11 protein-coding genes are annotated in these 12,101 nt (G+C 36.0%); 10 read left to right on the forward strand and 1 reads right to left on the reverse strand.

All coding sequences use genetic code 11. From position 1 onward, the window contains the following. Positions 1–663: a ribulose-phosphate 3-epimerase gene (gene rpe, locus BLQ66_RS09850; protein ID WP_027432112.1), complete on the forward strand. Its 663-nt coding sequence runs from the start codon at positions 1–3 to the stop codon at positions 661–663. A 114-nt stretch (positions 664–777) separates the two neighbouring features. Here rpe and ychF read toward each other — a convergent pair whose 3' ends face one another. Further along, positions 778–1,875: a redox-regulated ATPase YchF gene (gene ychF / locus BLQ66_RS09855; RefSeq protein WP_074522013.1), complete on the reverse strand. Its 1,098-nt coding sequence runs from the start codon at positions 1,873–1,875 to the stop codon at positions 778–780. 439 nt (positions 1,876–2,314) lie between these two features. Here ychF and mraZ point away from each other — a divergent pair, with 439 nt between their 5' ends. The 9 genes from mraZ to BLQ66_RS09900 all read left to right on the forward strand — a co-directional run bounded on the left by mraZ (position 2,315) and on the right by BLQ66_RS09900 (position 12,088). Continuing rightward, positions 2,315–2,752 carry a division/cell wall cluster transcriptional repressor MraZ gene (gene mraZ, locus BLQ66_RS09860; protein WP_074522014.1) on the forward strand — a complete coding sequence of 146 codons (438 nt, stop codon included), beginning with the start codon at positions 2,315–2,317 and terminating at the stop codon, positions 2,750–2,752. A gap of 17 nt (positions 2,753–2,769) precedes the next feature. Continuing rightward, positions 2,770–3,705 (forward strand): 16S rRNA (cytosine(1402)-N(4))-methyltransferase RsmH, encoded by a 936-nt coding sequence (gene rsmH / locus BLQ66_RS09865; protein ID WP_027432109.1) that lies wholly within the window; start codon positions 2,770–2,772, stop codon positions 3,703–3,705. A 38-nt stretch (positions 3,706–3,743) separates the two neighbouring features. Beyond that, on the forward strand, positions 3,744–4,247 hold the full coding sequence (locus BLQ66_RS09870; protein ID WP_074522015.1) for a septum formation initiator family protein: 504 nt from the start codon (positions 3,744–3,746) through the stop codon (positions 4,245–4,247). Positions 4,248–4,408: 161 nt separating this feature from the next. Then, entirely contained in the window at positions 4,409–6,340 is a 1,932-nt protein-coding gene (locus BLQ66_RS09875; protein ID WP_074522016.1) for a peptidoglycan D,D-transpeptidase FtsI family protein, read from the forward strand. Positions 6,341–6,359: 19 nt separating this feature from the next. After that, the gene (gene murD / locus BLQ66_RS09880) at positions 6,360–7,715 is read left to right on the forward strand and encodes a UDP-N-acetylmuramoyl-L-alanine--D-glutamate ligase (RefSeq protein ID WP_074522017.1); all 1,356 of its coding nucleotides are present in this window, start codon (positions 6,360–6,362) and stop codon (positions 7,713–7,715) included. 29 nt (positions 7,716–7,744) lie between these two features. Beyond that, positions 7,745–9,028 (forward strand): FtsW/RodA/SpoVE family cell cycle protein, encoded by a 1,284-nt coding sequence (locus tag BLQ66_RS09885; RefSeq protein ID WP_242869344.1) that lies wholly within the window; start codon positions 7,745–7,747, stop codon positions 9,026–9,028. Continuing rightward, positions 9,021–9,863 carry a cell division protein FtsQ/DivIB gene (locus BLQ66_RS09890; RefSeq protein ID WP_074522018.1) on the forward strand — a complete coding sequence of 281 codons (843 nt, stop codon included), beginning with the start codon at positions 9,021–9,023 and terminating at the stop codon, positions 9,861–9,863. Before BLQ66_RS09885 ends, BLQ66_RS09890 begins: the two co-directional genes overlap by 8 nt. 76 nt (positions 9,864–9,939) lie before the next feature. Next, complete coding sequence (gene ftsZ, locus BLQ66_RS09895) at positions 9,940–11,115, forward strand: cell division protein FtsZ (RefSeq protein WP_074522019.1); 1,176 nt, start codon at positions 9,940–9,942, stop codon at positions 11,113–11,115. A 190-nt stretch (positions 11,116–11,305) separates the two neighbouring features. Next, the gene (locus BLQ66_RS09900; protein WP_074522020.1) at positions 11,306–12,088 is read left to right on the forward strand and encodes an N-acetylmuramoyl-L-alanine amidase family protein; all 783 of its coding nucleotides are present in this window, start codon (positions 11,306–11,308) and stop codon (positions 12,086–12,088) included. Positions 12,089–12,101 lie beyond the last annotated feature (13 nt).

Below are 12,101 nucleotides of genomic sequence, written 5' to 3' on the forward strand. Positions count from 1 at the left end.
ATGAATTATTTATCACCATCAATTTTATCAGCAGATTTTAAGAATTTAGGAAGAGAATTAGAGATTATTGACGAGGCAGGAGCAGAGTACGTACACATCGATGTTATGGATGGAAGCTTTGTACCAAACATTTCCCTTGGTATTCCTGTTATTAAGTCAATTAGAAGTGCAACTAAGAAGGTTTTTGATGTACATCTTATGATTGATGAACCAATCAGATACATTGAGGAATTTGCAAATGCAGGCGCAGACATTATTACAGTGCATGTTGAAAGTTGTCAGGATGTTAAGGCTACACTTGAAAAGATTAAGTCCTTTAATTGTAAGGCAGCCATTACACTTAATCCTAAGACTCCAGCAAAGGCAGTTATTCCATACCTTTCAATGGTAGACATGGTGCTTGTTATGAGCGTTAATCCAGGATTTGGCGGTCAGAAATTCATTCCAGAATCTCTTGATAAGGTTAGAGAAATTAAGAAGGCATTAGAAGAGAAGAACTTAACTAATGTTAACATCGAAATTGATGGTGGTATTAATATTGAAAATCTTGCTAGAGTCCTTGAAGCTGGCGTAAATGTAGTAGTTGCTGGTTCAGCTATTTTTAAGGGCGATACTGCAGAAAATGTTAAGAAGTTCAAGGAAGTTATGTCATCTTGGAACTAAATAAAAACTAGCTAAGATTAGCTAAAGTTTCCTAGATGATACATTTTCAAAATAAAGAGTATAAAAATAAGGACGATATCAAATTGATATCGTCCTTTTAAGTTTACATATATCTTATACGTTAAATCTAAAGAGGATTACATCGCCATCCTTAACCACGTATTCCTTACCTTCCATACGAACAAGACCCTTTTCCTTAGCTGCGTTATAAGAACCGCAGTCAAGTAAATCCTGATAGTAAACAACTTCTGCCTTAATGAAACCTCTTTCAAAGTCAGAGTGAATCTTACCAGCAGCACCAGGAGCCTTAGTTCCCTTAGTGATTGTCCAAGCACGAGTTTCTGTCTCACCAGCTGTTAAGTAACTAATAAGACCAAGTAACTTATAGCTTGCTGCAATTAACTTATCAAGACCTGATGATTCAAGACCTAAGTCATCAAGGAATTCCTTCTTCTCATCATCATCAAGTTCTGAAATTTCCTGTTCAATCTGAGCACAAATAACAAATACTTCTGAGTTATTAGCTGCTGCATATTCCTTAACCTTAGCAACATTAGCATTATCAGCGCCATCATTTCCTAAATCATCTTCAGCTACGTTAGCAGCAAAGATAACTGGCTTAGCTGTTAAAAGGTTGTATTCTTTAATAAAGGCCTCTTCTTCTTCGCCTTCAAGTTCGAAGCTAGCTGCTAAATTGCCATCCTCTAAGTGCTTAATAAGTCTTTCGATGAATTCAACTTCACGAGCTAAATCCTTATTGTTATATGCGCCTCTCTTTTGCTTAGCAAGTCTTCTCTCTAAAACTTCAAGATCAGCAAAAATTAATTCTAAGTTGATTGTTTCAATATCTCTTACAGGATCAATTGAACCATCTACGTGAACGATATTAGAGTCTTCAAAACATCTAACAACATGTACAATAGCATCTACTTCTCTGATATTAGCAAGGAACTGGTTTCCTAAGCCTTCTCCTTTAGAAGCACCCTTTACAAGACCTGCAATATCTACGAATTCGATTACAGCAGGTGTAATCTTTGCTGAATTATAAAGTGCTGCAAGTTTATCAAGTCTGTCATCAGGTACAGTAACAACACCAACATTAGGATCGATTGTAGCAAAAGGATAGTTTGCTGCAAGTGCCCCTGCCTTAGTAAGGGAATTAAATAAAGTTGACTTACCAACATTAGGTAAACCTACGATTCCTAGTTTCATTATAACCTCCATGCCACTTTTAAGTGGATAAAAATATTTTAATTTGAAATTAATTGATTGACGTTTAATAAATCCTTGTAAACGCAAGGAATATTTTATCATAAATTCACTAATAATGGGAAATTATTTTTATAAATTTGACGTTTAATAACTATATTTATAGAAAAAAATCCCCACAAAAACACATTATGTGGGAAAATTCACCACCTTTCCCCCAATATGTGCAAAGTCCCGTAACTAGCGGAATTCTAAAGGATTTAGACTTGCTTTTTATTCCTATTAGGGTTACAATAGGGATGAAAGTGGAGGTAATGTGATAATAAGTGGTGAAATGTGGTGGATTTAAAAAATCCCACAGATTACTTAAATAACGGGCTTTAATACATTTGTTATCCCAATGCAAGTATGATTCTTAATCTAAATGGAAGGGGGAACGGTTATGTTACAAGGTGAATATACACATACAATTGATGCCAAGGGCAGACTTATCGTTCCAGCAAAACTCCGTGAAGGATTAGGAGATACATTTACAATAACAAGGGGATTCGATGGATGTATTTATGCATATTCCAACGATGAGTGGGAAGCCTTGAAAGAAAGAATTGCAAAGTTACCTCTAAATGATGCAAGAGCACGTTCACTTACTCGATTCTTTATTGGTGGAGCAAGTGAAGTGGAAGTGGACAAACAGGGACGAATTCCTATTACACAGACTTTAAGAACTCACGCAGGACTTGAAAAAGACGTGGTTTCATTAGGTGTTGGTAATAAGGTAGAAATTTGGAGTGCCAAGAAGTACAACGAAGTTAATGCCGAAAGCTTTGAGAATATCGAGAATGTTGCAGAAAGCATGTTGGAATTTGGCTTCACAATTTAGATTAAGGAGATTTCGTTATGGAATTTAAGCATTATTCAGTTTTATTAGAAGAGACAATTGAAAATTTAAATATAAAGCCAGACGGAATCTATGTAGACGGTACTTTAGGCGGCGCAGGTCATTCAAGCGTTATTGCTAGTAAGTTAGGTCCTAATGGCAGACTTATTGGAATTGACCAGGATGAAAATGCTATCGAGGCCGCAAGTAAGAGACTAGAACCTTTTAAAGATAGAGTAACTATTGTTAGAGATAATTACGTGAATTTTAAAAAGGTATTAGATGATTTAAATATTGATAAGATTGATGGAGTGGTACTTGATCTAGGAGTATCTTCATATCAATTAGATACAGTAGAAAGAGGCTTTACATATAATGTTGATACAGCCCTTGATATGAGAATGGATAACAGACAGTTAATGACAGCAAGGGATATTGTTAACGACTATAGCGAATCAGATCTTTATAGAATCATTAGAGATTATGGTGAAGATAGATTTGCTAAGAATATTGCAAAGCACATTGTTAATGCAAGACAGGAAAAGCCGATTGAGACAACATTTGAATTAAATGACATTATAAAGGCAGCAATTCCTGCAAAGGTAAGAGCTACAGGTGGTCATCCATCAAAGAGAACTTATCAGGCAATTAGAATCGAACTTAATAAGGAACTAGATGTTCTAGAAAATTCAATAGACGACCTTATTGATAGACTAAATCCAGGTGGAAGATTATGTATTATTACTTTCCATTCACTTGAGGATAGAATCGTTAAGGTTAAATTTAAAACAGCAGAGAACCCATGTACTTGCCCACCGGAATTTCCAGTGTGTGTATGTGGCAAGAAATCAAAGGGTAAGGTGATTTCAAGAAAGCCAATCTTACCTTCTGATAAGGAGTTAGAGGAGAACTCAAGATCAAAGTCGGCTAAGTTAAGAGTCTTTGAGAAGAGATAGGAGTAGGAGAAGTAAAATAAGCAAAGGAGGAGACATGGATGGCAAGAAATAGCAAAAAAAGACATTATAAAAGTGCTAAAAGAGCGACTTATGTGTCTGGTAGTGCTGCTAGGGAATTAGCGCCAAAACCACAAGAACGAGTAAGAAAGCGTCATGTGGAAACTAGCGAAGAGCGTAGAGAGCGACTAAGACGCCAGAAGAATCAAAGACAAGCCAATAAAATTAACATGATATTCATGGGAATGATGACATTGGCAGTTGCGATTAGCGTTGCTGTTTGCTATCAGCTAGTAAGTCTTCAATCAGAATATAAAGCTAATCAAACGAAGCTAGATGATTTAAAGACAGAATATCAAGAACTTAAATCTGATAATGATGAACTAGATGCTAAGTTAGATGCAAGTATTGATTATGAAGCAATTTACAATACTGCAGTTAATGAATTAGGTATGGTTTATCCAGATTCAAGTCAAGTTATTCTTTATGAGTCAGGTGAGAGCGAATACGTTAAGCAGTATAAGGATGTACCTGGTCAAGAATAGATAATAATGCTGGCTTTTATTTAAGCCAGCATTTTGTGTTAATAATTAGTATTTAGTGTTTAGTGTAATGAGAAGGAATATTCTAAAACAAAACTAGAATATGAAGGGGCAAGTGTGTATAATTATAAGGCTGATAACTAGCCTGGATGGAGTAAAAACTAATGGCTGATTACGAGAAGATCAAAGAGAGAAAATTAAAAAAGAAAAGGATGCTTCTTAAAAAAACTGGTAAGAAGATACAGGTTATGTTAGTTATTGTAGCATTACTACTTGCTGGTTTAGGTGGCAGAATTTTTTATATAATATATAACCGTGGTGATGAATATACACAAAGTGTTTTAAATGAACAGACCCAGACTAATGATACTGTGCTTGCAAAGAGAGGTCAGATCAAAACCAGTGATGGTACAATTCTTGCTTACAGTGAGAAAATGTACAACGTAATCCTAGATGTGGCACAACTACTAAGCGACGATGAGGAAAGTGAAGATAATCTAACAGATGATACAATCACAGCCCTTTGTAATAGCTTTGGTCTTGATAGAGCAGAGCTAGTTGCTAAGATTTACGATAATCAAACCAGCAGATATTTAAAGCTAGTAAAGGAAATATCAGAAGAAGATATGGAAAGCTTTAAAGCCCTTATGAGCACCACAGATTCTAAAGGCAATAAAGTTGATACAACAGTTGTGGATGTTTGGTTTGAAGAAACTTATGTAAGAAAGTATCCTAATAATAATTTAGCAGCCGATGTGGTAGGCTTTTATAGTCAGAATAACGGCGGCGAGTTAGGTCTTGAATTACAATATAACGACTATTTAACAGGTGTTAATGGCCTTTCCTATAGTTATGTTAATGACGGACTTGAGATTACTAACACAACTAAGGAAGTAACAGATGGCTATAATGTGGTAACAACTATTGATTATAATATTCAAAAAATAATTGAAGATCATATTATAGCATACAATCAAGAAAGCCCATCAAAGAATACAGCAGTTGTTGCTATGGACCCTGATACAGGAGAGATTTTAGCAATGGCAAGTTATCCAACCTTTGATTTGAATAATCCAAGAGATCTTTCTGGTGTTTACACTGAGGAAGAGTTAGCAGCTATGTCAGATGAGGATAAGACAAATGCTCTATATGAGCTTTGGACTAACTTCTGTGTTTCAGAAAGTTACGAGCCGGGTTCTGTATTTAAGCCTGTGACAGTGGCATCAGCCCTTGATGAAGGAGTTGTAAAGGATGGAGATACTTATAATTGTACTGGTGCTGAAGTAGTAAGTAACTGGACAATTAAGTGTCACTCATATTCTTCGGGTGGACATGGAGTTATTACTCTAGAACAAGCGATTATGGAATCATGTAATCCATACATGATAAATTTAGCAATTAAGTTAGGAACAACAAAATTTGCTCAGTATGTAACTATGTTTGGTTTTGGTTCTCTTACAGGAATCGACCTACCAGGTGAGACTAGCGGTATTACATATTCTGCAGATTCTATGACAGTTATAGATGCTGCGACTAACTCCTTTGGACAAAATATCAACGTTAATATGATTCAAATGATATCAGCATATTGTTCTATTATAAATGATGGAAATTATTACCAGCCTCATATTGTTAAGCAAATTGAGGATAGCTCTGGTAATATAGTAAAGTCTTTTGATCCTGTATTAGTAAAGCAGACATGTACAGTGGATACATCAAAGCTTCTAAGACAGTACTTACTTGCAACCGTTGAAGAAGGTACAGCGCAAAAAGTAGGAGTTACAGGATATTCTGTAGCAGGTAAGACAGGTACTGCCCAAAAGGTAAACAGAGATGAGAAAAAATGGCTCATTTCCTTTATTGGACACGTTCCAGCAGACGACCCAGAAATTGCAATTTATGTAATTATTGATGAGCCTGATGGTACAACAGGTAGTTCTGGTTCTTCAGCAGATGTATTGCAATTAAGTCATGATATCCTAGAGGATTTATTACCATATTTAGGAATCTATGAAGACCTTACAGCAACAGACGTGGATACATCTAATAGCGAAGATGAATTGACAGTTGATGTACCAGATACATCACAAAACTAAGATTTTTTGGGAGGAAGTTATGGAACTTAAAGGAAAGAAAGTAATGGTAGTTGGCACTGGAATTAGTGGCATTGGTGCAGTTGACCTTTTAAATAAAGTAGGCGCAGACGTAATTCTCTACGATGGCAATGAGAAGCTTAAAAAGTCTGACGTAGAGGCTAAGCTTAAGTCTAATAAGGCAGAAATCGTCATTGGCGAGTGTAGTGATGAGTTAATTAGCAAGGTGGATTTACTTGTAATTAGCCCTGGTGTGCCAATTGATAGCCCACTTGTTTTAAGATTTAAGGAAGCAGGCGTTTTAGTTTGGGGCGAAATTGAATTAGCTTATAACTACGATAAGGGAAGTGTTGTAGCAATTACAGGTACTAACGGTAAGACTACAACAACAGCCCTTGTAGGTCAGATTATAAAAGCCTATAACGAGAAGACATTTGTTGTAGGTAATATAGGAAATTCCTATACAGGAGAGGTATTTAATACTAGCAAGGATTCTGTTACAGTGGCAGAAATTAGTAGTTTCCAATTAGAGACAACTAATGAGTTCCACCCTAAGGTATCAGCAATTCTTAATATCACTCCAGATCATTTAAACAGACATCATACAATGGAATGCTATGCCGAAACTAAGGAAAGAGTGGCACTTAAGCAGACTAAAGATGATGTATGTGTACTTAATTTAGAAGATGAGTGGTTACAGGATTTTGCGAAGAAATGTAGCGCAAGCGTGGTTTACTTCTCATCTAAGAGAAAAGTTGAAGTTGGCGCTTATGTTGATGGAGATACAATCCGTTATACAGACGGCGTTAATGATAAAGAGTTCTTAAACGTTCATGATATGAAGCTTTTAGGAGTTCATAATTATGAAAATGTATGTGCAGCCATTGCTATGACAAAGGCCATGGGTATTCCTGATGAGCTAATTATCAGAGAAGTTAAGAACTTTAGAGCTGTTGAACATAGAATTGAATTTGTAGCAACTAAGTCTGGAGTTGACTACTATAATGATTCTAAGGGCACTAATCCAGATGCAGCAATTAAGGCTATTGAGGCTATGGTTAAGCCAACAATTCTTATTGCAGGAGGCTATGATAAGGGTTCAGAATTTGATGAATATATCAATGCCTTTGGTGATAAGGTAAGACTTATGGTTTTACTTGGTCAGACAAGTCAAAAGATTGCTGATACAGCTAAGAAGTTAGGATTTACAAATTACATTTTTGCAAATTCTATGGAGGAAGTTGTAGATATTTGTGCAAAGAATGCAAAGGAGGGAGAAGCAGTCTTACTATCTCCTGCGTGTGCTAGCTGGGGAATGTTTGACAACTATGAGCAAAGGGGAGAAATCTTTAAGGACTTAGTTAATAAGTTAGCTTAAAGAAATGCTTATTAATGCGTGGAGAGTTTATGGAAACCAATCAAAGAAAACAAGGGTCGACGATTAAACAAAACACACAAAACAAAAAGATAAGTAAAAGAAGTGTAAATAGAAGAGCTAAAAAGAATAAGAATGATTACATGAAAGCTCATAGAAAGAAATTTAATTTTAGAAAGAGCTTATCAAGAAGCACAGGCTTTTATCTAGATTACTCTTTAATGTTAATTATGATTATTCTAATTGGTATAGGCCTTGTAATGGTTTATAGTAGTTCGTCTACCACAACTGATTCCTTAAAAGGCGTTTTAAAAAGTCAGGTAATTTTTGCAGTGTTGGGCTTGCTTATGATGATGATAGTAGCAAGAGTTTTGGACTATCATATACTAACCAACAAGTATGTAGCTAGAGGGCTATATATATTTTCATTAATACTTGTATTATTACTTTTAACGCCACTTGGTAAAAACTATAATGGTGCCACAAGATGGATTGTAATTGGCGGATTTAATTTCATGCCAGTTGAATTTGTTAAGATAGGAATAATTGCTGCGCTTGCCTGTAGAATATCAAGTCTTAGAGAAAAGATGAAGTATTTTAGAGTGGTTGTTTGGTTGATAGCATGGTATGGAGTAGTTCCAGCGGCAATGCTGTATTTTATATCTAACAACCTAAGTAGTGCCATTATTATTTTAGGAATGGCCTTTTTAATTACATTTGTTGCTTATCCAGGTTATAAACCATATATTGCCATGTGTGCTGGTGCTATAGCCTTTATTAGCGTAGCATTTTCAGCAATTCTATCTGCAATTCAAAAAGGAGACGGCTTTAGATCAACTAGAATCTTGGCTTGGCTGCATCCAGAGGATTATGCAGATGGAGAGGCTTATCAAACGATACATGGTCTTTATGCCATAGGTTCTGGAGGACTTTTTGGTAAGGGGCTAGGTAAAAGTGTTGTTAAGCTAAAGTTACCAGAAGCCTATAATGATATGATCTTTACAATTATTTGTGAGGAGCTTGGCTTGTTTGGGGCTTTATGCGTTTTAATAGCTTTTGGCGTTTTATTATGGAGAATAGCCCATGTTGCAAGAAATGCGCCTGATATGCAAGGAGCCTTGCTTTGTGCCGGTGTATTTTCACATATTGCACTTCAAGTTTTAGTTAATATCGCTGTAGTAACAGGTACTATTCCTAATACAGGTGTTACATTGCCATTTATTAGTAAAGGTGGTACGGCGCTGCTTATCCTATTGCTTGAAATGGGTGTGGTGTTTAATGTCAGTAGCCAAATTAAGGATGAGTTAAATGAGTAAGCGAAAAAAAGAAGAGTTAGAAGGGTATGATTTTTATGATGACATCGATGAACTAGATAGAGCATCGAATGCCAAAGCTAAAGCTAATGCAAACAAGTCTAGGACAATTAGGAAGAGAAGGACTAATACGAAAAGAGTTACATTTCCATTAGCACTTTTAATTTCCTTACTAATTATCTTAATTGTAGGCTTTAGTGCTTATGTAGCTTTTAGAGTTGATGTAATTGAGTATGAAGGTAATACTCATTACAGTGATGAGGAGATGTCAGACTTCTTATTTGAAGGAAAGACACCTAATTCACTAATATATTTTTTATTTGGAAATACGAATATTGAAATTCCCTTTATCCAAAAATATGATGTTGAGATTAAATGGCCTAATAAATTTTACGTTACGGTATACGAAAAACCTATAATAGGATATGTAAAATATATGGGCAGCTATATGTATTTTGATAAAGACGGTATTGTGGTTGAAAGCTCTACTGAGTTAATTGACTCGGTACCGGAAGTTCAAGGTTTAGAGTATTCCTCAATTGTACTTAATAAGAAAATCGAAGTGGCGGACGAGTCAATATTTGATAAGATACTAGAGCTTGCCCAAGGTTTTGATAAGTATGATTTAGATGTAGATTCTATCTTCTTTGATAGTGAAGGTAATATCTATGTTTACATTGGAAGTGTTAAAGTAGCAATGGGAAATACAGACGATTATAGCGAGAGATTATTTGAATTAAAACAATTGTACTCAAAATTGAACGGAATGTCAGGAACCCTGTATTTAGACGAGTTTGATGGCAGTCAGTCCTCAATTATTTTTAAGAAAGACAACTAAAACGGTTGATATTTTAATTGAAAAACGATATTATATTTTATAGTGATTTTTAAGGGAGTAGAAGGAGGCAACAACTTTGTTAGAAATTATGACTAATGACGCAGAAGGCTCTGCAAAGATTATAGTAGTAGGAGTCGGCGGATCAGGCAACAATGCTGTTAACAGAATGATAGATGAAAATATCAGCGGGGTGGAATTTGTAGCTATCAATACAGATGGACAAGCACTTCAGTCATGTAAGGCTCCATCTGCAATCCAAATTGGAGAGAAACTTACTAAAGGTTTAGGAGCTGGTGCAGTTCCTGAAATCGGAGAAAAAGCCGCAGAAGAGAATATTGAAGATATTACTCAGCTCCTTAAGGGCGCAGACATGGTATTTGTTACATGCGGTATGGGTGGCGGAACTGGTACAGGTGCAGCCCCAGTAGTTGCTAAGGTTGCTAAGGAGATGGGTATCCTTACAGTCGGTGTAGTAACTAAGCCTTTCGCTTTTGAAGGTAGAACTCGTATGAACAATGCCAATTTAGGTATTGAAAAGCTTAAGGAGAATGTTGATACATTAATTATTGTTCCTAATGACAGACTTCTTCAGATTATTGACAGAAGAACATCAATGCCAGATGCCCTAAAGAAGGCCGATGAAGTTTTACAGCAGGCAGTACAGGGAATTACAGACCTTATTAATGTTCCAGGTCTTATTAACCTTGACTTTGCCGATGTTAGAACTGTTATGACAGATAAGGGTATTGCCCATATCGGTATTGGTACAGGAACAGGTGATGATAAGGCTATTGAAGCTGTTAAGCAGGCCGTATCAAGTCCACTTCTTGAAACAACAATTGAAGGCGCATCACATGTTATTATTAATATCTCAGGTGATGTAGGTCTTATGGAAGCTGATGAAGCTGCAAGATACGTTCAGGAACTTGCAGGTGATAATGCTAATATTATCTTTGGTGCTATGGTTGATGAAACAGCAACAGACAAGGCAACAATTACTGTTATTGCAACAGGTCTTGAAGATCGTAATGTTAACCTTGCATTAGCAGGTTTTTCAGCTAAGGCAACAACACCAGCTAAGACTGTAGTTAAGCCAACATATACTTATAACGGAGCAAGTACAGCTCCACAGCCAAGCGCTCAAGTTACTGAGACACCACTTCCTGGTCTTAAGCAGCCAGAGCCTGTTACAAGTAATGTTAAAGAAAGAGGAATTACAATTCCTACATTCTTACAGAAGAGCAAGAAGTAATTAAAGTTAGATTATTTAATCCGGACGGATTCATTCTCCGTCCGGATTTTTTTCTTCTCTATAATTGACAAAATTAAAAAAATGATAGAAAATTGAACTAGCAACTTTTACTTGAAAAAATGAATAAATTTCTATGGGTCAGGATAGGGATATTTTAATCAGATACTAATTATCGGGAGGAACATATTTTATGAAAGATCAGAAGAAAACTCAGAAGGATAATCAGAAAAGTTATCGTTATGACAAGATTTTTGGACTATTAACATTGATTTCTTTACTTGTTTTAGTTCTTATGGTTTATTTAGATTACGGCAGCAATATTTCATCTTATGCCAATGATGAGCTTAAGAATGTAACCTTTAGCTCAGGAGATGTGGCCTCAGATGAGGTTGCAACAGGAACTGAGATAACTAAAGAAGTCACTGTAGTAGTTGATCCTCAGCTTGGTGGATCATCTAATGGTGGTACTTCTCTTGATGGCACTCTTTTAAAGAATCAGAATTTAGAGATGGCCCAGCTAGTAAAGGAAAAGCTTGAAGCAAAGGGCGTTACAGTAGTACTTACAAGAGATAGTGATAAGACTGTCTCAGACTCAGATAGAGTAGCAACAGCTAATGAAAGTGACGCTGCTGTGGTTGTTTCTTTAGGAAGAAATGTTTATAATGGTAAGGCTAGTGGCGTGGAAAGCTGGATTTATTCTGGTGAGCCAATTGAAGCTATTGAATTATCAAACTCAATCCTTGAGGAAATAGCCAATGAAGGTTTTACTAGCAGAGGAATTAAGGCAGGAACAGAGAAATCTTCCGAATCAGATTATGCAATTAACAGTCAGGTTAAGAGCACAAGCTGTATCATTTTATTAGGCTTTTTAGATAGTGAAACGGATAATGAGATGTTTACTACTAAGGAAGATGCTACAGCGCAGGCAATTGCAGACGGAATCGCTTCTTACCTTATTTCACAAGGATATTAATCTAAAGGTATAA

The organism is Lachnospira pectinoschiza (assembly GCF_900103815.1).
GTDB classification, from domain to species: domain Bacteria; phylum Bacillota; class Clostridia; order Lachnospirales; family Lachnospiraceae; genus Lachnospira; species Lachnospira pectinoschiza_B.

Bases quoted from the DNA above. Each gene is read 5' to 3' on its own strand.
- BLQ66_RS09885 (WP_242869344.1), top strand. From the start codon at position 7,745: ATGGAAACCAATCAAAGAAAACAAGGGTCGACGATTAAACAAAACACA.
- rsmH (WP_027432109.1), top strand. From the start codon at position 2,770: ATGGAATTTAAGCATTATTCAGTTTTATTAGAAGAGACAATTGAAAAT.
- BLQ66_RS09890 (WP_074522018.1), top strand. From the start codon at position 9,021: ATGAGTAAGCGAAAAAAAGAAGAGTTAGAAGGGTATGATTTTTATGAT.
- BLQ66_RS09870 (WP_074522015.1), top strand. From the start codon at position 3,744: ATGGCAAGAAATAGCAAAAAAAGACATTATAAAAGTGCTAAAAGAGCG.
- BLQ66_RS09900 (WP_074522020.1), top strand. From the start codon at position 11,306: ATGAAAGATCAGAAGAAAACTCAGAAGGATAATCAGAAAAGTTATCGT.
- murD (WP_074522017.1), top strand. From the start codon at position 6,360: ATGGAACTTAAAGGAAAGAAAGTAATGGTAGTTGGCACTGGAATTAGT.
- BLQ66_RS09875 (WP_074522016.1), top strand. From the start codon at position 4,409: ATGGCTGATTACGAGAAGATCAAAGAGAGAAAATTAAAAAAGAAAAGG.
- mraZ (WP_074522014.1), top strand. From the start codon at position 2,315: ATGTTACAAGGTGAATATACACATACAATTGATGCCAAGGGCAGACTT.
- rpe (WP_027432112.1), top strand. From the start codon at position 1: ATGAATTATTTATCACCATCAATTTTATCAGCAGATTTTAAGAATTTA.
- ychF (WP_074522013.1), bottom strand. From the start codon at position 1,875: ATGAAACTAGGAATCGTAGGTTTACCTAATGTTGGTAAGTCAACTTTA.